Raw genomic sequence first — 21,662 nt, forward strand, 5'->3', positions numbered from 1 at the left:
GCACCGGCCGGGAGGTGCTGGAGACAACTTCCGCAACTTTATAGTCCTGCCCCGTCTCCAGCACTTCCAAACCTCATCTGGCGCATCTACGCCGGCAGCGCGGCGAGCTGGGCTTCGAGACGGGAGATGTCCTCGGCAGCCTGCTCGGCCCGCCGACGCACCTTCGCCACGACGTCCTCGGGTGCCTTGGCCATGAACTGCTCGTTGCCGAGCTTCGCCGTGACCTGCGCCTGTTCCTTGCGCGCCACGGCCAGGTCCTTCTCCAGCCGCTTCCGCTCGGCGACGACGTCGATGGCGCCGGCCGTATCGATCTCCACGAGCACCGTGCCGACGGTGAGCCGTGCTGTCGCGTTGAAGGTGTCCGCCGGGCTGTCCAGGCGCAACAGGACACGGATCGCGTCCTCATGGTCGGCGAGAGCCGTACCGGACAGGGAGAGCCGCGCGCCCACGCGCTGGCCGGGCTTCAGGCCCTGATCCGAGCGGAACCTGCGCACCTCCGTCACAAGGTTCTGCAGTGAGGAGATCTCTTGCACGGCCGCGGAGTCGAGGAGTCCGGGTGAGGGTGACGGCCAGGGAGCGACCACGATCGACTCCCCACCGGTCAGAGCCCGCCACAGCTCCTCCGTCACGAACGGTACGAACGGGTGGAGCAACCGCAGCAGCACATCGAGGACGTGGCCCAGCACACGTTTGGTGTTCTCGGCCACCGCGCCGCCCTCGGCGAACTGAACCTTGGCCAGCTCGACGTACCAGTCGAAGACCTCATCCCAGGCGAAGTGGTAGAGGGCGTCGGAGACCTTGGCGAACTCGAACTCCTCGAAGGCCGCGTCGACGCTTGTGACCACCTCCTGCAGACGCGACAGGATCCACCGGTCGGCCGCGGTGAGGTCTTCGGGCAGACCGTCGGAGACGGCGCCGTTCATCAACGCGAAGCGGGTGGCGTTCCAGATCTTGTTGCAGAAGTTGCGGGATCCGGCCGCCCAGTCCTCGCTGATCGCCACGTCGGAGCCGGGGTTGGCACCGCGCAGCAGCGTGAAGCGCGTGGCGTCTGCGCCGTACCGCTCGATCCAGTCGAGCGGATCGACGACGTTGCCGAACGACTTCGACATCTTCTTGCCGAACTGGTCGCGCACCATGCCGTGCAACGCCACCGTGCGGAACGGCGGCCGGCCGTCCATCGCGTACAACCCGAACATCATCATCCGGGCGACCCAGAAGAACAGGATGTCGTAGCCGGTGACGAGCACGGACGTCGGGTAGAAGCGGGCCAGCTCGGGCGTGGCGTCCGGCCAGCCCAGCGTGGAGAACGGCCACAGACCGGAGGAGAACCACGTGTCGAGAACATCCTGGTCCTGCTCGTAACCGGCCGGCGGCTCCTCATCGGGCCCCACGCAGACCATGTCACCGTCCGGGCCGTACCAAACGGGAATCCGGTGTCCCCACCACAGTTGGCGGGAGATGCACCAGTCGTGCATGTCGTCGACCCAGTCAAAGTAGCGCTTGGCCAGCTCCGGCGGGTGAATGCGGGTGCGGCCGTCGCGTACGGCGTCGCCGGCGGCCTTCGCCAGCGGTGTCACGCTGACGAACCACTGCAGCGACAGCCGCGGCTCGACCACGGTCTTGCAGCGGGAGCAGTGCCCGACAGAGTGCACGTACGGCCGCTTCTCGGCGACGATACGGCCCTGCTCACGAAGCGCGGCGACCACGGCGGGCCGGGCCTCGAACCGGTCGAGGCCCTGGAAGGGTCCGTGGGCGGTGATGACGCCTCGCTCGTCCATGATGACGAGCGACTCCAGCGAGTGGCGGCGCCCGATCTCGAAGTCGTTCGGGTCGTGCGCGGGGGTGACCTTCACCGCGCCCGTGCCGAAGGAGGGGTCCACGTGCTCGTCCGCGACGATCGGGATGCGCCGCCCGGTGAGCGGGACCTCGACGTATTTGCCGATCAGGTGCGCGTAGCGCTCGTCGGCGGGGTGGACGGCCACCGCGGTGTCGCCCAGCATGGTCTCGGCGCGGGTGGTGGCGACGACGATCTCCTCGTCGCCCGAGCCGTAACGGATCGAGACGAGCTCGCCGTCGTCCTCGCTGTGCTCGACCTCGATGTCGGACAGAGCGGTCAGGCAGCGGGGGCACCAGTTGATGATCCGCTCGGCACGGTAGATGAGCCCGTCGTCGAACAGCTTCTTGAAGATCGTCTGGACGGCCCGGGAGAGCCCCTCGTCCATTGTGAATCGCTCGCGGGACCAGTCCACGCCGTCGCCCAGCTTCTTCATCTGGCCGAGGATCCTGCCGCCGGACTCCTCTTTCCACTGCCAGACGCGCTCGACGAACGCCTCACGGCCGAAGTCGTGGCGGGACAGGCCCTCCTTGGCGATCTCGCGCTCCACGACGTTCTGCGTGGCGATGCCGGCGTGGTCCATGCCGGGCAGCCACAGCGTCTCCATCCCCCGCATGCGGGCCTGCCGGGTCAGCGCGTCCTGGATCGAGTGATCGAGCGCGTGACCCACGTGGAGCGACCCGGTCACGTTGGGCGGGGGAAGCACGATGCTGTACGGCTCGCGCCCGCTGCCCGGGTCCGCGGTGAAGTAGCCCGCCGATACCCAGCGCTCGTAGCTTCGGGTCTCGACATCGGCGGGGGCGTACTGGGTGGGCAGCTCAGACGTAGTCACGCTGCCCAATTCTAGGGACGTCCGGACGCCAACCGAGCCGTCACCACCCACCCTGTGGACAACGCACCGGCGAGGTCGCGCGTCAGGCCGACTTCTCCCGCGGCGTCCGCTGCTGCTTGGCCTGCAGCTGGTCACGCGGCACGAGGGTCGGATTCACGTGCTCCAGCACGGCCTCGCGGGTGATGACGACGCGGGCCACGTCCTGGCGGGAGGGCACCTCGTACATCACCGACTGGAGGACCTCCTCCAAGATGGCGCGCAGCCCGCGGGCGCCGGTGCCGCGCAGGATGGCCTGGTCGGCGATGGCCTCCAGCGCGTCGTCAGTGAACTCCAGCTCGACGTTGTCCAGCTCGAGCAGGCGCCGGTACTGCTTGACGAGCGCGTTGCGCGGCTCGGTGAGGATCTGGATCAGCGCACTCCTGTCGAGGTTGTGCACCGACGTGATGACAGGAAGCCGGCCGACGAACTCGGGGATCATGCCGAACTTCAGGAGGTCTTCCGGCATGACGTCCGAGAAGATGTCGGAGGAGTCCATCTCCTCCTTGGAGTGGATGATCGCGTTGAAGCCGATGCCCTTCCTGCCGACCCTGGATTCGATGATCTTCTCCAGGCCGGCGAAGGCGCCCCCGCAGATGAACAGCACGTTGGTGGTGTCGATCTGGATGAACTCCTGATGGGGGTGCTTGCGCCCGCCCTGGGGCGGCACGCTCGCCGTGGTTCCTTCCAGGATCTTCAGCAGGGCCTGCTGCACGCCCTCACCCGACACGTCTCGCGTGATCGACGGGTTCTCGCTCTTACGAGCGATCTTGTCGACCTCGTCGATGTAGATGATGCCGGTCTCCGCCTTCTTGACGTCGTAGTCGGCGGCCTGGATCAGCTTGAGGAGGATGTTCTCCACATCCTCGCCGACGTAGCCGGCCTCGGTCAGCGCGGTCGCGTCCGCGATGGCGAACGGCACGTTGAGCATCTTGGCGAGGGTCTGCGCGAGCAGCGTCTTGCCCGACCCGGTGGGGCCGAGCAGCAGGATGTTGGACTTGGCCAACTCCAGGCCGTCGTCGCGGCCCCGCTCCCCGGACTGGACGCGCTTGTAGTGGTTGTAGACCGCCACCGACAGCGCTTTCTTCGCCTTGTCCTGCCCGATGACGTACGCGTCGAGGAACTCGTAGATCTCACGGGGCTTGGGGAGGTTGTCCCACTTGAGCTCGGAGGACTCGGACAGCTCCTCCTCGATGATCTCGTTGCAGAGATCGATGCACTCATCGCAGATGTAGACGCCTGGTCCGGCGATGAGCTTCTTGACCTGCTTCTGGCTCTTGCCGCAGAACGAGCACTTCAGCAGGTCTCCCCCGTCGCCGATGCGTGCCACCCCAGATACTCCTTTGCGTGGGACCGCCCCTGCCGCCGCGGTCGCTTCCGTCCGCACCCTGTTCACGATCCGGACTAATGATCCGGTGATCGCGATCCGGTGCGAAAACGTCATCCCGCTCAGGTTTCGACGTTACCGTCTCTCGGGCCCTCAGTGAGCCCCCTAGCGGTGAGTCGCACCGGAACGTGCCCAAATGGGCACCGTTCCGGTGCGGCAACCTCCTCAGGAAGCTGCGACCGCCGCCGCACGCTTCTTCCGCGACGGGATGATGTCGTCCACCAGCCCGTACGCCTTCGCCTCCTCAGCGCTGAGGATCTTGTCGCGCTCGATGTCCTTGCGGACCTCGTCGGCCGACTTGCCCGAGTGCTTCGCCACGAGATCCTCGAGCAGCGACCTCATACGCAGGATCTCACGAGCCTGGATCTCGATGTCGCTGCCCTGTCCGCCACCCTCGGTGTAAGGCTGGTGGATCAGGACGCGGGCGTTCGGCAACGCGAACCGCTTGCCCGGCGTGCCGCCGGCCAGCAGGATCGCGGCGGCCGAGGCCGCCTGCCCCAGGCAGACCGTCTGGATCTCGGGCCGGACGAACTGCATGGTGTCGTAGATCGCCGTCATCGCGGTGAACGAGCCGCCGGGCGAGTTGATGTACATGCTGATGTCGCGGTCCGGGTCCAGCGACTCCAGCGTGAGCAGCTGCGCCATCACGTCGTTCGCCGAGGCGTCGTCGATCTGGACCCCGAGGAAGATGATGCGGTCCTCGAACAGCTTGTTGTAGGGGTTCATCTCCTTGACGCCGTACGACGTGCGCTCGACGAAGGAGGGAAGGACGTAGCGGCCGTTGATGTCACCCGGCCGGATCAGCTCACTCATCTGGGAAGCTCCAGTCACGAGACGGCGCCCTCGGAGGGCACCTGGCGGGCGCTGCGCACCACGTGGTCGATGAAGCCGTAGTCCTTGGCCTCCTCGGCCGTGAACCAGCGGTCCCGGTCGGAGTCGCGCTCGATCTGGTCGAGCGGCTGCCCGGTGTGGTAGGCGATCCGCTCCGCGAGCGTCTTCTTCACGTAGAGCATCTGCTCGGCCTGGATCGCGATGTCGGCCGCCGTGCCGCCGATGCCGCCGGACGGCTGGTGCATCATGATCCGGGCGTGTGGAAGCGCGTACCGCTTGCCACGAGCGCCGGCACAGAGCAGGAACTGCCCCATGGAGGCGGCCAGGCCCATGGCGACCGTGCAGACGTTGTTCGGCACGTACTCCATCATGTCGTAAATCGCCATGCCGGCGGTCACCGAGCCGCCGGGGGAGTTGATGTACATCCAGATGTCGCGCTCGGGGTCATCGGCGGCGAGGAGCAGGAGCTCAGCGCACAGCCGGTTGGCCACCTCGTCGTTCACCTGGGTGCCGAGCACCACGATCCGCTCGCGCAGCAGGCGCTGGTAGAGCTGGTCCTCGAGGCGAGAGGGGCCACCCTCCGGGCTCCGGGCCTCGAAGCCGGAACCACCGGTCGGGAAGAAGGTCGGCGGGCTGGTCACAGCGTCACCTTCCGATGCGTCGTAATCGATTGGCTTTGCTTGTGACCTTAACGCGCGACGCAGACAGGTCATGCCCGTGCGCCGTACTGTTCGCTGACGGCGCATGCCCGGCCGCGACTGGCCCCGGGCGGCGTATCGCCCGTGTTCGCCGCCCATGGTGTGAGGCCGGGGACACGCGGATCTCAGCGGTACGGCTACTCCCCCGTATGCGGCAACAAACAAATTTGCAGTGATTTGCCCGAATATAACCAAAACCCCCGCCGCACCCGAGTGCGACGGGGGTTTCGTCGTCACCGCCGCACCGGCCGGGCCACCCGGCCGACCGGCGGCAGAAGTCAGGCGAGAGCGCCGGGAATCAGCTCTCCTCGGCCTCGTTGGCAGGCTCCCCCGCGCCCGCCTCCTCCACGCCCACGGCCTCCTGCTCGGGGTTGAGCTCGGCGTAGATGGCCTTGATGTCCACCTCGTTGCCCTCGCTGTCGGTCACCTTGGCCGCGTCGCCGAGGACGGTCTTGGCCTTCTCCCGCACGATCTCCATCATCGCCAGCGGGAGCTGGTTGTTGTCGGCGAGGTGCTGGGCCAGCGTGTTCGGCGCGACGCCCATCTGCATGGCGCGGCGCACCACGAAGTCGGTCAGCTCCTGCTCGCTGACGCCGATCTCCTCCGCCTTGACGATCTTGTCGAGCACGAAGCCGGACTTCAGCGCCTTGGCCGAGGTCGCCTCGTAGTCGGCGAACAGCTCCTCCTCGGTGGTCTGCTGGAGGCGGAGGTACGCCTCGCGGCTCAGGCCGCTCTCGGCGACCTGGTGCTCGAGGTTGTGCTTGCGCGCGTCGATCTCCGCCTGGAGCGCACTCTCGGGCAGCGGAATGTCGATCTTCTCGAGCAGCGCGTCGAGGGCCTTCTCACGGCTCTGCATGACCTGGTCCACCAGCTTGTTGCGGCGGACCTGCTGGCGGATGCTGTCCTTGAGCTCGTCGAGCGTGTCGAACTCGCTGGCGAGCTGCGCGAACTCGTCGTCCAGCTCGGGCAGCACCTTCTCCTTCACCGACTTGACGTTGATGATCACGTCAGCCTCCTCGCCGGCGTTCTCGCCGCCGACGAGCGTGGTGCGGAAGGTCTTCTCGTCGCCGGCGGCCATGCCCTGCAGCGCGTCGTCCAGGCCCTCCAGGACCGAGCCCGCGCCGACCTCGTACGACACGTCGGCGGCCTGCTGCTCTTCGAGGTTGCGGCCGTCGATCTCGGCACGCAGGTCCATCACGACGTAGTCGCCGTTCTGAGCCGGCCGCTCCACCCCGGTGAGCGTCGCGAAGCGCTGGCGCAGCGCCTCGAGCTGGGCGGTGACGTCCTCGTCGGTCACCTCGGCGGAGTCGACGACGATCTCGGCACCCTGGTAGTCCGGGATGTCGAAGGCGGGGCGGATGTCCACCTCGGCGGTGAACTCGACCTGCTCGCCGTCCTCGATCTTGGTGACCTCGATCTCCGGCTGGCTGACCGGAAAGACCTCGGTCTCGTCAACGGCCTGGCCGTACAGCTTGGGCAGCGCGTCGTTCAGGGTCTCCTCGAGAACCACCGCGCGGCCGAAGCGCTGCTCGATGATCCGGGCCGGCACCTTGCCAGGACGGAAGCCGGGCACGCGCACCTGCTGCGCGACCTTCTTGTACGCGGCCTGCAGGCTCGGCTCGAGCTCCTTGAACGGCACCTCGACGGTGAGCTTGACCCGGGTAGGGCTGAGCTCCTCGACAGCGGTCTTCACGGGGTGGTCTCCTTGATCCAGCATCTGGTGATCGCGGGCACGTCGTGCACGGCAACCGCGGCACAGTAACGCGCGCCGCGCCCACGTGAGAGGCGCAGGATCACCGTCTCGCCTGCACGCGACCTGTCCGGGCATGCTCGACTGTGGCGGGTGTCCAACGCCAAGGGCAGTCTAGAGCAGATGAGGCCCGGTAGCGACTGATCAGAGGTCGGCCATGATCTGCCGCAGCAGGTCCACTGTCTCCGTCGGGGTGGTGCTCACCGCGCAGAGGCGTTCCATGACCTCGCTGTAACGGTCGACCTCTTCCCGTTTGTCCAGGTAGAGAGCGCTCGCGAGCTGCTCGACGTACACGATGTCGGGCAGGTCGGGGTCGGCGAACCGCAGGATGCTGAAGGCACCGCCCTCGGCGGCGTGTCCACCGTAACTGAACGGGATGACCTGAATCGTCACATTGGGCTGGTTCATCAGGTCGATGAGGTGCTGGATCTGGCCCCTCATCACCTCGACGCCACCGATCGGACGGCGCAACGCGGCCTCGTCGATAACAGCCCAAAACTTGGGACTGTTCTCGCCGTCGAGGATGCGCTGACGCTCCAGCCGCAGATCCACGCGCCTGGCGATCTCCTCGGGCGCCGCACCGACCGCGCCCGCCATGATGACGGCCCGCGCGTACTCCTTGGTCTGCAGCAGACCGGGGACGAACTGCACCTCGTAGGTACGGATGCGCTCGGCGGCCTCCTCCAGGCCGACGTACGCCTGGAACCACGAGGGCAGCAGGTCGTTGAACCTGTGCCACCACCCGGGCTCGTTGGCCCTCTCGACCAGATTCATCACGACATCGCGCGTCTCCTCGTCCTCCACTCCGTAGAGAACGAGAAGGTCGGCGACGTCGCGCTCCTTGAATCCGACCCGGCCCAGCTCCATCCGGCTGATCTTCGACTCGGACGCCCGGATGCACTGGCCGGCCTCGTCACGGCTGATGCCCTTGCTCTCACGGAGCTTGCGGAGCTGGGAACCGAGAAGGATGCGCAGAGCCGTCGGACCCGATCCAGCCTGGATCTGTATCACGGCGCCTCCCTCTCACCTCGGCCCTGTGTGCCGCCAAGGGACGACCCGCACGACACCCCCAGCCCACACAGTGTCACCACTTCGGGCTCTGATGACAAGGTCTGATCTACGTGTCCCTGAGGGCTAGCACTCCCGCCTTGTGCGTCTGCACATGACAATTGCACGTGCATTTGGGTCTTGCAGCAGCAGGAGCCACTGTTCCATCATGTCTAGGTGCATATTGGGCCAAAATGTGCACCAGTCCTCGATCCAGGCCAGCGGGAGGTATGGGCAACCATGTCGGACGAGCCCAAATCCGGCGGCCAGCTGACCCGCGACGTGGGATTCGGCTGGTTCCGGAGGGCGGCAGGCGCGTCCGATACGACGATGTGCCCCCTGGCCCCCCAGGCCGACTCGGTCAAGACCGCACGAGATGTCACCCGGACGACCCTGCGACGGTGGGGGCTGTCGGAACTGGGCGACGACGCGGCACTGGTCGTGAGCGAGTTGGTGACGAACGCGGTCCGTTACGCTCTGTGTCCCGTGAGCGGCGCCGGCGGCCACCCGATAACGCTGACGCTCCTGCGCCTCGCACCGCACGTGCTGCTCGCCGTCTCGGATCCGAGTGACGAGGCGCCGTTGCCCGTGCAGCCTGATTTCGTCTCCGAGCACGGGCGCGGCCTCTACATCGTGGAGACCTACAGCCAGGCCTGGGGCTGGGACGCCCTCGACGAAGGCGGCAAGGCGGTCTGGGCTCTCTTCGGCACCGGCGACTGACACGTCGAGTCTGGCGCTGCCGCTACGGGCCGGGACACGGGCGCGTGACGCGAAGTGTTTCGACGCCTTGCCGGAACGGTCTCGCCCGCCGCCGATTCACCCGGACCCGGAGACGTCGTGGCCGAGTTGCGCCGCCGCATCGGGTCCGATGGACTTCAAGCGTCGCCCTCGACCGCCAGGCCGGGTGGACACGTTCTGCGAGAGGACGCCGTGACAGAGGCACGGGTGCTCGTGGTCGGTCTCGATCCCGCCAAGATTGAGGGCTGGGACCCGGAGCCGGTTCAGGCGGCGCTGGCACGCGGCCGGGCCCGTTTCGAGGATCACGGTGTCGAGGCCGACTGGTGCCTGGTGGCACCCGGCGAGAACCCCGAAAAAGTGATCGCGGAGGCGCTGACGCGCGGTGACTACGCCTGCGTGGTGATCGGGGGCGGCATCCGCACGCATGAGCCGTTGCTCGAACTCTTCGAGAAGGTGGTCAACCTGGTCCGGCGGCACGCGCCCGACGCGGCCATCGCCTTCAACAGCAGCCCAGAAGACTGCGCCGACGCGGCTCTGCGGTGGCTGCGGCGGTAGGCCCTCCGCCACAGCCCCGAGGCGGCTGTCGCGAGTGCCGGAACAGCCCGGGCGTCACGACAGGCGGAGATGGGCGGCCACCTCGGTGACGAGGTCCTCGACGGGACGGGAGCCGTCCACCGCGACCGTGCGCAGCCCGCGGACGGCCGCTTGACGGCGGATCTCCTCATCCCACAGCGCGTCTCGGGCGAGGCGTTTGGGCAGCACCTCCTCAAGTGCATGGGATCCCCATGTGGCGCGTGCTCGCAGGGGGTCGGCATAGCGCGCGGTCAGAACACGCCGGCGGAACTCCGGAGAAGGCAGCAAGAACACAACCTGTTGAGGACCGGCGAGCAGTGGCGCGATGTCCCGGGGCAGGACGCCGAAGTAGTCGACCAGGACGATCCGGTCATCAGGCAGGGCGAGAAGGTCCTCGACGAGGAAATCGATCGTCTCTCCGTGCAGACCGGCCATCGACTGGAAGGCCTCCTGCGCCGACCGTCCCGCCCAGGCCTGCCCGGGGGCGGCGCCCGACAAGGCGTGCAGGTGAGGATGCCGCCGCCGGGTGCTTCGTGCCAACCAGTCGTGTTCCGCCCGATCACCGTTGTAGGTCCGGACATCATGCCGACGCGCCAGCGCCTCGGCCACGGTGCTCTTGCCGGTCCCTGTTCCTCCGGCGATCCACCGTACGTGCGCCAGCTGCTCGATGAGCGTCCTATCGCTGCCCGTCGCGGCAAAGGGAGAGGTCATGCGCACAAGTGTCCTGAGGTATTGCGCGTAATCACAGTCTTGTTTCCGCTGTCGCCGGGGACCGAATATGGGAGAGAGGGAGAACTCGTCCACCGGTTACGCGAACCGTCAATGACCATGCGGTGCCGCATCGCTCACATCGCTTTGCTTCGAGGTGCCGCTGAAAGCGAGCTCCCCGACGGAACATCCGGCTTGGCTTTGTCCTGGTCTCTCGCCTGCCTCCGAACCTCTGACTTCCTGCTTGCGAACAGGAGCCAGTGACGCCGTAGAGGGCTCTTCGCCCTGTAAGCAGTTACTGGCAGGTGATCGTGTGAGGCTGCACGGGACAGCTGTACACGAGCACGCCGTGGGTTGTACCTACGATGAGGGACTACACCAGTCAGGCAAGCGGGAGCGTCGATGGCGGCCGAGAGAGGTCTCGATCTGAGTCCCTTGCCGCGAGGTGCGACGGGGTTCCGAGATCGCAGATCCGAGCCGCTGCCCTTGACAGATGCGCGAGTTTTCGCCTCAGTCTGTTACGAGGCTGCTCGGCTTGTGCGCGGCAGGGTTCTGGAGATCAGGCAGCCGACGGTCACGCCCAACTTCCGCACAGCAGTGATTCGGCACGGCGAGTCCACGGCCGCAGTACTCGGTCACATGCACCTACCGGTCCTTGCGAGCGCTCAGGTTTCGGCTGACGGCGTGATCATTGGCGAGAGCTGTGATGCCATTGAAGTAGCGTTACAAACCCTGGGAGCTTTCCGGGTTCTGACCTCGGCCGAGCTGAACACCCCTATCGGCTTGATCGATATGTCAAACCTCGAAAGGGCAGAACGCAACCAGATCGCTTATCGGAAGCCTCAAACCCTCGGCGAGCTGCTCTTCAACTACTGGGATTGAGTGACAGTCTCACCCTTGATTCTCGTTCATGCCCCACAGGCGCGCCCTGTCCTGATCTCTCGTCTGCCGTCGACCCGTCGCGATCCCACTCCACTTTCACGACCTACGGCACCTCGGGAACACACTGGCGGCTGCCAACGGTGCCAGCCTCGAGGAGCTGATAGCGCGCATGGGTCACTCGTCCACTCGGGCCGCGCTGATCTACCTGCACGCCACGCAGGACCGTGATCAGGCGATCCAAAGCGCTCGGGCAGGCGCTCGTGACGGCGGCCGGAACGAAGATCGAGAGCTGAAGTGGCACGTGTGCGGCACGGAAAATCGGAAAAATCATCCTGAGATGACGAAGGCCAGGCTCCCCGTGCGGGGTGACCTGGCCTTTCGCAGTGAGAGCGGACGACGGGAATCGAACCCGCGTAGCCAGTTTGGAAGACTGGGGCTCTACCATTGAGCTACGTCCGCGCGCGCCCGGTGTCCATCTGGTCTAGACTTCATCCGGTCGTCAGGGCGTAAGCGTACCGGAGTCTCGGACCGCTCGCGTACCCGACGAGACGGGGCGTGGCGCAGCTTGGTAGCGCGCTTGCTTTGGGAGCAAGAAGTCGCAGGTTCAAATCCTGTCGCCCCGACCAGCGTACGTACGTCGCGGAGGCCGCCTCCGATCACCGGAGCGGCCTTGTCCGTTCCTCGTGCCGTATACGCCGACGTGGTACGCCGGCGAGCGGAGATGAAGCAGTCGATCGCCACCGCGGCCGGGGCCCTCCAACAGGCAACGGTCCCTGCCTCGGCATGCCCAGCCCGGCCGGGACGCAGGTGCCCGCAGGCGCGCGGTGCCGGGCCGGGGCCGGAGGCAGAACCGCTGAGTCACTCCCTCTCGACGTACGGATGGGTGAGGAACTCGATGGCGTGGCCGTCGGGGTCGTCCACGTACACCCCGCGGCCGTGGTGGCGGTGGTTGATCCGCTGCGGCTCCTGATGGTGGGGGCCGCCCCAGTACGGCAGGCCCCGCTCGGCGATGCGGGCGAAGATCGCGTCGAACTCGTCCTCCGAGACGAGGAACGCGAGGTGCTGCATGACGATCCGGTCCCTGTCGACGATCGAGTCGGCGTAGTCGATCGTCACGCCGTTGGCGACCCGGACCGTGGCGAACGGCCCGAACGTGCCGGGCTCGGGCTCGCCGAGCAACCCGGTCAGGAACCGGGCGGACTCGAATCGGTCGCTGCTGTGCACGATCGTGTGGTCCAGTTGAGCGGGCACGGCGCCCTCCAGGTTTCCTACGGTCTTCACCCACCCAATACCGTGGACGGGTGATCGACAAGCACATCGCCCGCGTGCTCGGGCTGCTCGGGCAGGACGACACGCTTCGCGTCCTCGCCGCGCTGGTCCTGCGTCCCGGTGAGCCGCTCGACAAGGTCACCGGGCTCGACCCTGAGACGGCGGCCAAGTCCCTGGAGCGGCTGTCCAGGGGCGGCCTCGCCGTACGGGAGGGGGACGACTGGCGGGCGCGGCCCGAGACCTTTCGCGACCTGCTGCGCGCGCTCCCCTCCACGCCTGCGGACCCGATGGACGCGTTCCTGGTGGACGGGCGGCTCGTCTCCCTTCCGGCGAAGAGGGCCAAACGGCTGATGGTGCTCGATTACATCGTGCAGGTCTTCGAGGTGGGCGTGCGCTACCCGGAGAAGGAGGTCGACGTGGCGCTGCGGGCGTTCCACGACGACTACGCCGCGCTGCGCCGCTACCTGGTCGACGAGGGATTCCTCAGCCGGGAGGCCAACGTCTACTGGCGCTCCGGAGGCACGGTCTGACCGGGTCCGGCCATATCGGCGGACGCCCTTTCCCGATGGGCCGCCGGCGCGGACACTGGGAGTTATGGGCGAGCCGACCAGGGTGCTTCTCGACGAGTCCCGGATCCCCCGGAACTGGTACAACATCGTCCCCGATCTGCCCGCGCCTCCCCCACCGGTGCTCCATCCGGCGACGCTGCGGCCGGTCGGCCCCGACGACCTCGCCCCGCTCTTCCCGGCGGCGCTGATCGGGCAGGAGGTGTCGGGCGAGCGGTTCGTCCCGATCCCCGACGGAGTTCTCGACGTCTACCGCCTCTGGCGGCCTACGCCCCTCGTTCGCGCCCGGCGCCTGGAGCGCGCCCTCGGCACGCCCGCGCGGATCTACTACAAGTACGAGGGCGGCAGTCCGTCCGGCTCCCACAAGCCGAACACGGCGGTCCCCCAGGCGTACTACAACGCGCAAGAGGGCGTGCGCAGGCTGACCACCGAGACCGGCGCGGGCCAGTGGGGCTCCGCCCTGGCTTTCGCCAGCGCCCAGTACGGCCTGGCCTGCGAGGTCTGGATGGTCAGGGCGTCGTACGAGCAGAAGCCGTACCGGCGCACGCTGATGAGAATCTACGGCGCCACCCTGCACGCCAGCCCGTCGGCGGTGACCACGGCGGGCAGCAGGATCCTGGCGGAGGATCCGCACTGCACCGGGTCGCTGGGCATCGCGATCAGCGAGGCCGTCGAGGTCGCCGGGCAGCACGACGACACGCGGTACGCCCTGGGCTCGGTGCTCAACCACGTCCTGCTGCACCAGACCGTGATCGGCGAGGAGGCGCTGGAGCAGCTGGCCGCCCTCGGCGAGACCCCCGACGTGGTGATCGGCTGCACCGGCGGCGGCTCCAACTTCGCCGGGCTGGCCTTCCCGTTTCTGCGGGAGAAGCTGGCGGGGCGGATGAACCCGGTGCTGCGGAGCGTGGAGCCCGCCGCCTGCCCGTCGCTGACCCGGGGCGCCTACGCGTACGACTTCGGCGACACGGCGGGGTTCACTCCGCTGATGAAGATGCACACACTGGGGCACACGTTCGTACCCGACCCGATCCACGCCGGCGGGCTGCGCTACCACGGCATGTCACCGCTGCTCTCGCACGTGTACGCGCTGGGGCTGGTGGAGGCGGAGGCCGTCACGCAGACCGAGTGCTTCGACGCGGGGATCCGCTTCGCCAGGACCGAGGGGATCGTGCCGGCCCCCGAACCCGCTCACGCGGTGGCCGCGACGATCGCGGAGGCGCTGCGGTGCGCGGAGTCCGGCGAGGAGAAGGTGATCGTGATGTCCCTGTGCGGGCACGGCCACTTCGACCTGCCCGCCTACGAGAGCCGTCTCGCCGGTCGCCTGGAGGATTTCACGCTCCCGCAGGAGCGAATCGACGCGGCCCTCGCGCACCTGCCCGCCGTCTGATGCGACGCCTGCCCATTGATATCCGTTTCGTCCTTTGACCGGCGGGTACGGCTGCGCCATCGCGCCGTCATACCGACCGGAGCACTCATGTCAAACGGCTGAAATGCGCGGTTCAGCTCCATACGATGCTGGAACACCATCCGCTCTCTCCGGAGATTTCGTTGAACCGGAACTGCGTCATCAAGGATCCCGCGCCGGGAAACCGGGCGCAGTGGCGCCGCAGCAGCGCCGCGTCCGCGCACGAGCGGCTGGCCTTCCTGAACGAGGCGAGCCGGCGGATCGGCAGCACTCTCGACCTGGCCGAGACGAGCCGGGAGCTCGTGGACGTCGCGGTCCCCCGCTTCGCCGACGCGGCGGGCGTGATGGTGCAGGACCGCCTCATGGCCGACGGCGAGTTGTCGTCACGGCCGGTGGACGGGACGACCCTCGTACGCCGGGTGGCCCTGGGCGTGGCCGGCGCCGACCCGGACGCGTGGGTGAAGGCGTTCCCCGTCGACGAGACGACGGTCTACCCGGCGATCCTTCCGCAGGCCCAGTGCATGGCGGGCGGGAAGCCGCTGATGTATCCGGAGCTGGACAAGGAGAGCGCCCGGATGATCGGCGCCAGCCTGGACCGGGAGGAGGCGGTCGCCTCGCTCCTGACCGACTCCTCGTTCCTCGCGGTGCCCCTGCGGGCGCGGGGACGGGTGCTCGGCTGCGTGGTCTTCGTCAGGCGCCCCGACAGCCTGCCGTTCGAGGAGCAGGACGTGGTGGTCGCCGAGGACCTGGCCGCCCGCACCGCCCTGTGCATCGACAACGCGCGGCTCTACACCAGGGAGCGCAGGACCGCGCTGACCCTGCAGAGCAGCCTGCTGCCCGTCGAACTGCCGCAGCCCCTCGGCATGGACATCGCCTCGCGCTATCTGCCGGCGAGCGACCTCATGGGCGTCGGGGGCGACTGGTACGACGTGATCGCCCTGCCCGGCTGCCGTACGGCGCTGGTGGTGGGCGACGTCATGGGGCACGGGACCAGGGCGGCGGCGACCATGGGCCAGCTTCGCACGGCCGCGCGTACGCTGGCGAGCCTCGACCTGCCGCCCGACGAGGTGCTGTTCCGGCTCAACCTGATGAGCCAGGACCTCGACCCGAGCCAGATCGCGACCTGCATCTACGCCGTCTACGACCCGGTCACGCGCAGCTGCTCGCTCGCCCGGGCGGGGCACGTGCCGCCGGTCCTGCTGCACCCCGACCGGTCCACGGAGATCATCGAGCTGCCCGCCGGACTGCCGCTCGGCATCGGCAGCGACCCGCTGGAGTCCCGTGAGCTGGTCCTGCCGACCGGGACCCTGCTCGCCCTCTACACCGACGGCCTCGTGGAGAGCCGCGAGCGGGACCTGGACGCGGGGATCATGGGGTTGCGCCGCCTGCTCGCCGGTCCGGTGGAGGACATGGAGGACAAGTGCGATGTGATCATCAGCAGCCAGCGGTCGAGCCACGAGCGTGACGACATCGCCCTGCTGCTCGCCCGGGTGCGCGACCTCGATCCGGACGAGGTCGCGACCTGCCCGCTGCCGGCCGATCCGCGGTTCGTCTCGCACGCGCGGCGATTCGTCCGCGGCACCCTCCACAGGTGGGGCCTGGACGGTCTCGTGGACAGCACGCAGCTCATCGTGAGCGAACTCGTCACCAACGCGCTCAAGCACGGCTGGCCGCCGATCGAGATGCGGCTGCTGCGCGGCCACACGCTGGTGGTCGAGGTGGCCGACGGCTCCCCCGCCACCCCCACCCCGCGCACCGCCACCCCCGACGAGGACACCGGCCGCGGTCTCCAGCTGATCAAACGCTTCGCCTACCGCTGGGGCACCCGGCCCACCTCGTACGGGAAGATCGTCTGGGTCGAGCAGCACCTCCCTTGACCCGGGTGTTTCCTCCCATGCGAGCGTGTATGACTGATCGTTGAGAAGAGTTACGTTCGAGTGGGGAGTTCGTGGCGAGGAGGGGACATGATCGACATCCGTGACGCGTACCGCAGGGCGCTGGACGGTTTCGGGGACCGCCTCCATCTCGTCCGCCGCGGACAGTGGGAGCTGCCGACCCCCTGTGTCGACTGGGACGTCCGGGGGCTCGTCAACCACGTCGTGGCCGAAAACCTGTGGGCCCCCGAACTGCTGTCCGGCCGTACGGTCGCCGAGGTGGGGGACGCCTTCGAGGGTGACGTGCTCGGCGAGGACCCACTCAAGGCGTTCGAGGCGTCCGCGCAGGGCGCCGTCCAGGCGGTGTACGCCGACGGCGCCCTGACCAGCGTCGCCCACCTGTCCTTCGGCGACGTGCCGGGCGAGGAGTACATCACCGAACTGTTCGCCGACGCGCTGATCCACACCTGGGACCTGGCGCGTGCCATCGGCGGACCGGAACAGCTCGACCCCGAACTGGTCGCCTCCTGCTCCGAATGGTTCGAGAAGGCGCGGGAGGACTACCGCGAGGCAGGGGTTATCGGGGACGAACGAGGCGTTCCGGCCGGCGCCGATCAGCAGACTCAACTGCTCGCCGCCTGGGGGAGGAACCCCTAGGAACGGGTCTACCGTCCCGTGGGCCGCCTGCCGTGGTTGGCCTTCTTCTTCTTGCGTGCCTTCGACTTGCGTGCGCGTCTGCCCATGACGACCGCCTTCCGTCGAGTACGGCTTTCGCTCACTGTCCTCCCCCGCGCCGCGAGCGGCAAGGGATGCGCTCGTGATCATTTGCCGCGCGAGCTCTCGGCCGGACGGATGCATCGCGAGGCCGAGGAACGGCCCCACTGGCTACCGGGACCCCAACTCAACATGCCCCAACGCGCCTGGGGCATAATTTGTTTGAATCTGTTGACAGGAGTGGTGGATGCTGGCCCAGCAACGGCAGCAGGCGATCCTGGAGAGGGTGCGCAGAACCGGCGGGGTGCGCGTCGCGCAGCTCGTACGCGACCTCGGGGTCTCGGACATGACGATCCGCCGCGACCTGGAGGTCCTCGCGGAGCGCGGCCTGATCGTCAAGGTGCACGGCGGGGCGACCGCCACCGGCACCGGCTCGACGGAGGAGCCGGGTTTCGCGGTCAAGTCGGTCCGGCAGCAGGCCGAGAAGGAGGCCATCGCCCGCAGGGCCGCCATGCTCGTGCGGCCGGGCAGCTCCGTCGCCCTGTCGGCCGGGACCACCACCTGGACACTGGCCCACCACCTGGTGGACGTGCCCGAACTGACCGTTATCACCAACTCCGTCCAGGTGGCCGACGTCTTCCACCGCGCCGGTCGGCCCGACCAGACCGTGGTGCTCGTGGGAGGCGTCCGTACCCCGTCCGACGCCCTGGTCGGCCCGGTGGCCGTGGCGGCGGTCCGTTCCCTGAACGTCGACACGCTCATGCTCGGAGTGCACGGGATGAGCGTCCGGGCCGGCTTCACCACGCCCAACCTGCTGGAGGCGGAGACCGACCGCGCCCTGGTCGCGGCCGCCCAGCAGCTCGTGGTCCTGGCCGACCACACCAAGTGGGGAACGATCGGTATCAGCACGATCGCCGCTCTCGGCGAGGCCAACGTGGTCGTGAGCGACGTGAGCCTGCCCGAGGAGGCACGCACCGCGTTGTCGGAGAACGCCGGCGAGCTCCTCCTCGCCGATCCGTCCGGCGAAATCGGGGAGACCGGTGAGACCGGTGAGACCGGGGGAACCGAGCTGGAGACCGCACTGTGACACCGGGCCGAACCACGACACCGGACACGCTCACCGGACGCCCGGCAGCAGGTTGCGACACCGACACCACCGGGACACCGACACCGCACCGTGAAGCTGGAGACCGCTCTTGAAGCGCACCATCACCCATCTCGCCGACGGCCGTGAGCTGATCTACTTCGACCGGCGTGACGACGCCGATCACAGCGCCGCCGACCCCCGGGACCTGCCGCCGCGTCCGCTCGCCTCCGAACTGCGCTACGACCCGCTGATGGACGAGTGGGTGGCCGTCGCCCGCCACCGCCAGACCCGCACCCATCTGCCGTCCGCCGACGAATGCCCGCTCTGCCCGGGCCATCCCGGCTCGGAGATCCCCTCGCCGTACGAGGTGGCGGTGTTCGAGAACCGTTTCCCGTCGTTCAGCTTGAACACGGGCGCGTACGAGCAGGTGGGCGGCCTCAGCGAGGTGCGGCCGGGGATCGGGCGTTGTGAGGTGGTCTGCTTCACCTCCGACCACGACGCGTCGTTCAGCTCCCTGAGCGACGAGCAGGCCGAGCTGGTCGTCGAGGCGTGGGCCGACCGCACGGCCGAGCTGTCCTCGCTGCCCGGCGTGGAGCAGGTCTTCTGCTTCGAGAACCGCGGCGCCGAGATCGGCATCACGCTGCCGCACCCCCACGGCCAGATCTACGCCTATCCGTACGTCACGCCGCGCACGCGCCAGATGCTGGACGCCGCCGCCCGCCACCAGGGCGGCAACCTGTTCGCGGACGTTCTGGCCGCGGAGCGGAGAGGACCGCGGGTGGTGGCCGCCAACGAGCACTGGACCGCCTTCGTCCCTGCCGCCGCGCGCTACCCGTTCGAGGTGCACCTCTACCCGCACCGTCAGGTGCCCGACATCCCCGCCCTGTCGCCGGAGGAACGGTCGGCCTTCGCTCCGCTCTACATCGAGGTGCTGCGCCGCCTGGACGGGCTGTTCGGCGTCGTCATGCCGTACGTCGCGGCCTGGCATCAGGCGCCGGTCGTCTTCCGGCGCGACATGGCCTACCTCCACCTCCAGCTCTTCACGATCCGGCGCGCGCCGAACAAGCTGAAGTATCTCGCCGGGTCGGAGAGCGCCATGGGCGCCTTCGTCAACGACGTGCTCCCGGAGGAGGCCGCCCGGATGCTCCGCGAGGTGGTAACGGCTTGATCTCCGGATGGTTGCGACTTGGGTGGCAAGCGCTGTTTCTTTACCACTAGTATCCCTGGCACCGGTTGTCACAGCCGGTAGGCCTAATCCCGGGCGCCCCGCCCGGGAACCGGGGACCCAACCACGCACCTGGGGTCAAGGCAGTCGCCTGCCCGGGCTCCTCCAGCCCGAACCCGTCAGCTAACCCGGTCGGCGGATGGAGAGGAGTGGGCTCTGCCCCGCGCGTTCCCCCTGGCTGCCGGCGTGCTCAGCGCCGCCGTCTTCGTGTTCGGCGCGGCCGTTCCGGGCGCCGCCGATCCCAGACCGACGGAGAAGCAGCTCAAGAAAGAACTGTCGGACCTGCGGAAGAAGGTCGACCGGCTGATCGGCGACTACAACGCCAAACGTGTCGCACTCGCCAAGGCCCGCGTCGAGGAGAAGGCGGCGCGCGGCCGGCTGGCCAAGGCGGAGGCCGACTACAGCGCCGCCAGGGACGCCGTGCGGCAGATGGCGGGGCTGCGCTACCAGGCCGAGAGCGCGATGGTGCTGCCCGACATGAACACCGCCGCGCTGAACTACCAGCTCAAGGAGGAGCAGGCCGCCAGGCTCACGCGCTTCGACCAGGTGCGCGCCGAACGGCAACGGGCCGCCGAGGCCGCCGAGACGCTGACCGAACAGCTCAAGTCGCAGGCCGCCGAGGTCGCCGGACAGCGCGAGGACGCCGAGGATCTCATCGACGAGATCAAGGACAAGCTCGACGCCCTGATCCCCGTCGCCCCGGGCAAGCGGTCGGGTGGTTCGTGGGCGCCGGAACTGCCCGGCGGCTCCGACAACATCACGCCCCGGATGCGGCTCATGCGGGCCGAGGTCGGCAAGTACTTCGATCTGCGGTTCCCGGTCGGCTGCTACCGCGCCGAGGACAGCGGCGAGCATCCCCTGGGGCGCGCCTGCGACTTCATGATGAGCTCGGGCGGCGCCATGCCCTCCCCCGAGATGAAGGCGCTCGGCGACAGCCTCGCCGCCTGGGCCATCAAGAACGGACCGAAACTCGGCGTCATGTACGTGATCTGGCAGCAGCGCATCTACAACCTCGGCCATCCGGGCTGGCGGACCATGTCCGACCGCGGCGGCATCACCGCCAACCATTACGACCACGTCCACATCTCGATGTACTGAGCCCGCAGGCCAGCAGGGCGGATCAGACCTACGACGTGTGATCTCCAGCGTCTCCGCCGGAGGAACGGCCTTTTTCATCAGGCTCTCGGCCGCGTAATTCGGGCCACCATATGACGATGCCGAATGGAACGACGAAGATCAACGTACCCGTGCTCGTCAGTAAGGAGTCCGCGAGGGACGCCTTGTCGGCGAAGAGGTGCGCTCCCGCTGTAGCGACGTAACCAGCAGCCCACCACAGAGCGAGACGCATCAAAGCGCGGCGGCGAATGCGGGAGTCCGACACGTCCGGATTGTATGTGCGGGCCGGGACACTTTGGAGGCACATGACGGTGGGAAACGCCGGCACGCGACGACAACGAACGAGAGCAGGGATCATTATGGGTGATATAGGCGGACAGAACCGTCAAGGAGCTACGATTCCGGTGTTTCAGCTTGATGATCGTGAGAGAGGCCCGTGACGCGCCTGAGCAGACGACCGCTTGCGTGGGCGATCGTCGTACTGGTTGTCGCGGTCGCCGGAGGCGTCGTGTTGATCCCGCGGCTGTCCGGGCCGGATTTGCCGGGCACCGCCTCAGAACAGGTCATCTCGGTCGATTCTTCGACGCGTACGGCGCTCACGGCAACGGCTGACCACTTTCTGGAGACAGACCCCGTCCGCAACGAAGGCAACTATCTGGCCGCTGCCCAGTCGGTCTTGCATCCCCGTATGTTCTGCGAGGAGGACCTCATCGAGGTTCGCCGGAAAGATGCTCGCCTTCTGGTCGGACTTGTGGCCCGGTGCGAGGAGTTGGCCCGCTCAGGTGACAAGCTCGTCAGCGGCACCGGCTATTGCGTGCCGCTGCTGTTGACGATGGAGTCGGTGAACGGACGCTTCGCCGTGCGGCACGTCGATGAGCCGGCGGACGGCGCCGAGTACGCGTCTTCGACGCGCGCTCTGTTTTCCCCGGAGGGCGCACCCCGGGCAATAGAGCTGGCCGGCGCCGGGTGGGACATGGAAAACAGCATCTACCCTGAGGCGCGCAGAACTTTCGGCCTGCCGCCGGACGCCAGAGTTGTGTTGTCCTGACCCTGCATCGCCTCCGCCGAGCTTCCGGCACGTGAGGCACGG

General features: G+C 68.0%; 20 protein-coding genes, 2 tRNA genes and 1 riboswitch. Of the genes, 12 read left to right on the forward strand and 10 right to left on the reverse strand.

What is annotated here, in order from left to right; translation table 11 throughout:
- Nucleotides 1–86: 86 nt before the first annotated feature.
- The 6 genes from ACQPZZ_RS30340 to ACQPZZ_RS30365 form a co-directional block, all read right to left on the reverse strand.
- On the reverse strand, nucleotides 87–2,675 hold the full coding sequence (locus ACQPZZ_RS30340) for a valine--tRNA ligase (RefSeq protein ID WP_432924677.1): 2,589 nt from the start codon (nucleotides 2,673–2,675) through the stop codon (nucleotides 87–89).
- 73 nt (nucleotides 2,676–2,748) lie between these two features.
- On the reverse strand, nucleotides 2,749–4,032 hold the full coding sequence (gene clpX, locus ACQPZZ_RS30345; protein ID WP_150935092.1) for an ATP-dependent Clp protease ATP-binding subunit ClpX: 1,284 nt from the start codon (nucleotides 4,030–4,032) through the stop codon (nucleotides 2,749–2,751).
- Nucleotides 4,033–4,254: 222 nt separating this feature from the next.
- On the reverse strand, nucleotides 4,255–4,902 hold the full coding sequence (locus ACQPZZ_RS30350) for an ATP-dependent Clp protease proteolytic subunit (protein ID WP_363640958.1): 648 nt from the start codon (nucleotides 4,900–4,902) through the stop codon (nucleotides 4,255–4,257).
- A gap of 14 nt (nucleotides 4,903–4,916) precedes the next feature.
- Entirely contained in the window at nucleotides 4,917–5,561 is a 645-nt protein-coding gene (locus ACQPZZ_RS30355; RefSeq protein ID WP_363640956.1) for a ClpP family protease, read from the reverse strand.
- A 355-nt stretch (nucleotides 5,562–5,916) separates the two neighbouring features.
- Nucleotides 5,917–7,311 carry a trigger factor gene (gene tig, locus ACQPZZ_RS30360; protein ID WP_432924680.1) on the reverse strand — a complete coding sequence of 465 codons (1,395 nt, stop codon included), beginning with the start codon at nucleotides 7,309–7,311 and terminating at the stop codon, nucleotides 5,917–5,919.
- Between the two features lie 201 nt (nucleotides 7,312–7,512).
- Nucleotides 7,513–8,379, reverse strand: coding sequence for a helix-turn-helix domain-containing protein (locus ACQPZZ_RS30365; protein WP_363640952.1), 867 nt, complete (start codon nucleotides 8,377–8,379; stop codon nucleotides 7,513–7,515).
- Between the two features lie 276 nt (nucleotides 8,380–8,655).
- On the opposite strand from ACQPZZ_RS30365, the gene ACQPZZ_RS30370 reads away from it, so the two are divergent.
- A complete protein-coding gene (locus tag ACQPZZ_RS30370) occupies nucleotides 8,656–9,135 on the forward strand; it encodes an ATP-binding protein (RefSeq protein ID WP_432924683.1) in 480 nt (159 codons plus the stop codon).
- Nucleotides 9,136–9,345: 210 nt separating this feature from the next.
- Nucleotides 9,346–9,708: a hypothetical protein gene (locus ACQPZZ_RS30375; RefSeq protein WP_432924685.1), complete on the forward strand. Its 363-nt coding sequence runs from the start codon at nucleotides 9,346–9,348 to the stop codon at nucleotides 9,706–9,708.
- Between the two features lie 54 nt (nucleotides 9,709–9,762).
- Here the strand turns inward: ACQPZZ_RS30375 and ACQPZZ_RS30380 are convergent, their stop codons facing one another.
- Entirely contained in the window at nucleotides 9,763–10,437 is a 675-nt protein-coding gene (locus ACQPZZ_RS30380) for a hypothetical protein (RefSeq protein WP_432924687.1), read from the reverse strand.
- Nucleotides 10,438–11,118: 681 nt separating this feature from the next.
- On the opposite strand from ACQPZZ_RS30380, the gene ACQPZZ_RS30385 reads away from it, so the two are divergent.
- Nucleotides 11,119–11,316 (forward strand): hypothetical protein, encoded by a 198-nt coding sequence (locus ACQPZZ_RS30385; protein ID WP_432924689.1) that lies wholly within the window; start codon nucleotides 11,119–11,121, stop codon nucleotides 11,314–11,316.
- 388 nt (nucleotides 11,317–11,704) lie between these two features.
- Here ACQPZZ_RS30385 and ACQPZZ_RS30390 read toward each other — a convergent pair.
- Nucleotides 11,705–11,775, reverse strand: a tRNA-Gly gene (locus tag ACQPZZ_RS30390).
- Nucleotides 11,776–11,865: 90 nt separating this feature from the next.
- Between ACQPZZ_RS30390 and ACQPZZ_RS30395 the strand changes: the two genes are divergently transcribed.
- Nucleotides 11,866–11,942, forward strand: a tRNA-Pro gene (locus ACQPZZ_RS30395).
- Nucleotides 11,943–12,174: 232 nt separating this feature from the next.
- Here ACQPZZ_RS30395 and ACQPZZ_RS30400 read toward each other — a convergent pair.
- Entirely contained in the window at nucleotides 12,175–12,597 is a 423-nt protein-coding gene (locus ACQPZZ_RS30400; RefSeq protein ID WP_432924691.1) for a VOC family protein, read from the reverse strand.
- Nucleotides 12,598–12,617: 20 nt separating this feature from the next.
- On the opposite strand from ACQPZZ_RS30400, the gene ACQPZZ_RS30405 reads away from it, so the two are divergent.
- The 4 genes from ACQPZZ_RS30405 (at nucleotide 12,618) to ACQPZZ_RS30420 (ending at nucleotide 17,087) form a co-directional block, all read left to right on the forward strand.
- A complete protein-coding gene (locus ACQPZZ_RS30405) occupies nucleotides 12,618–13,115 on the forward strand; it encodes a DUF2087 domain-containing protein (protein WP_432924692.1) in 498 nt (165 codons plus the stop codon).
- Between the two features lie 64 nt (nucleotides 13,116–13,179).
- Nucleotides 13,180–14,538, forward strand: a complete 1,359-nt coding sequence (locus ACQPZZ_RS30410) for a TrpB-like pyridoxal phosphate-dependent enzyme (RefSeq protein WP_432924694.1) — start codon at nucleotides 13,180–13,182, stop codon at nucleotides 14,536–14,538.
- A gap of 161 nt (nucleotides 14,539–14,699) precedes the next feature.
- Complete coding sequence (locus tag ACQPZZ_RS30415; RefSeq protein ID WP_432924696.1) at nucleotides 14,700–16,433, forward strand: ATP-binding SpoIIE family protein phosphatase; 1,734 nt, start codon at nucleotides 14,700–14,702, stop codon at nucleotides 16,431–16,433.
- 87 nt (nucleotides 16,434–16,520) lie between these two features.
- The gene (locus tag ACQPZZ_RS30420; RefSeq protein WP_432924698.1) at nucleotides 16,521–17,087 is read left to right on the forward strand and encodes a TIGR03086 family metal-binding protein; all 567 of its coding nucleotides are present in this window, start codon (nucleotides 16,521–16,523) and stop codon (nucleotides 17,085–17,087) included.
- Nucleotides 17,088–17,095: 8 nt separating this feature from the next.
- Here ACQPZZ_RS30420 and ACQPZZ_RS30425 read toward each other — a convergent pair whose 3' ends face one another.
- The gene (locus tag ACQPZZ_RS30425) at nucleotides 17,096–17,173 is read right to left on the reverse strand and encodes a 50S ribosomal protein bL37 (protein ID WP_373320643.1); all 78 of its coding nucleotides are present in this window, start codon (nucleotides 17,171–17,173) and stop codon (nucleotides 17,096–17,098) included.
- 218 nt (nucleotides 17,174–17,391) lie between these two features.
- Here ACQPZZ_RS30425 and ACQPZZ_RS30430 point away from each other — a divergent pair, with 218 nt between their 5' ends.
- From ACQPZZ_RS30430 to ACQPZZ_RS30445, 4 genes are all read left to right on the forward strand, one after another.
- Nucleotides 17,392–18,231, forward strand: coding sequence for a DeoR/GlpR family DNA-binding transcription regulator (locus ACQPZZ_RS30430; protein ID WP_432924700.1), 840 nt, complete (start codon nucleotides 17,392–17,394; stop codon nucleotides 18,229–18,231).
- Between the two features lie 109 nt (nucleotides 18,232–18,340).
- The gene (galT, locus tag ACQPZZ_RS30435; RefSeq protein ID WP_432924702.1) at nucleotides 18,341–19,399 is read left to right on the forward strand and encodes a galactose-1-phosphate uridylyltransferase; all 1,059 of its coding nucleotides are present in this window, start codon (nucleotides 18,341–18,343) and stop codon (nucleotides 19,397–19,399) included.
- Nucleotides 19,400–19,469: 70 nt separating this feature from the next.
- Nucleotides 19,470–19,608, forward strand: a riboswitch (cyclic di-AMP (ydaO/yuaA leader).
- Nucleotides 19,609–19,642: 34 nt separating this feature from the next.
- Entirely contained in the window at nucleotides 19,643–20,554 is a 912-nt protein-coding gene (locus ACQPZZ_RS30440) for a coiled-coil domain-containing protein (protein WP_432924704.1), read from the forward strand.
- Nucleotides 20,555–21,008: 454 nt separating this feature from the next.
- Nucleotides 21,009–21,620 (forward strand): hypothetical protein, encoded by a 612-nt coding sequence (locus ACQPZZ_RS30445; RefSeq protein ID WP_432924707.1) that lies wholly within the window; start codon nucleotides 21,009–21,011, stop codon nucleotides 21,618–21,620.
- Nucleotides 21,621–21,662: the final 42 nt, after the last annotated feature.

Origin of the sequence: Microbispora sp. CA-135349 (genome assembly GCF_050947365.1) — a bacterium.
GTDB lineage: Bacteria > Actinomycetota > Actinomycetes > Streptosporangiales > Streptosporangiaceae > Microbispora.

What these genes read in the sequence shown, in the direction of transcription:
- ACQPZZ_RS30350 (WP_363640958.1), bottom strand. Translation starts at nt 4,902, where the DNA reads ATGAGTGAGCTGATCCGGCCGGGTGACATCAACGGCCGCTACGTCCTT.
- ACQPZZ_RS30370 (WP_432924683.1), top strand. Translation starts at nt 8,656, where the DNA reads ATGTCGGACGAGCCCAAATCCGGCGGCCAGCTGACCCGCGACGTGGGA.
- ACQPZZ_RS30380 (WP_432924687.1), bottom strand. Translation starts at nt 10,437, where the DNA reads ATGACCTCTCCCTTTGCCGCGACGGGCAGCGATAGGACGCTCATCGAG.
- ACQPZZ_RS30410 (WP_432924694.1), top strand. Translation starts at nt 13,180, where the DNA reads ATGGGCGAGCCGACCAGGGTGCTTCTCGACGAGTCCCGGATCCCCCGG.
- ACQPZZ_RS30420 (WP_432924698.1), top strand. Translation starts at nt 16,521, where the DNA reads ATGATCGACATCCGTGACGCGTACCGCAGGGCGCTGGACGGTTTCGGG.
- ACQPZZ_RS30425 (WP_373320643.1), bottom strand. Translation starts at nt 17,173, where the DNA reads ATGGGCAGACGCGCACGCAAGTCGAAGGCACGCAAGAAGAAGAAGGCC.
- ACQPZZ_RS30430 (WP_432924700.1), top strand. Translation starts at nt 17,392, where the DNA reads ATGCTGGCCCAGCAACGGCAGCAGGCGATCCTGGAGAGGGTGCGCAGA.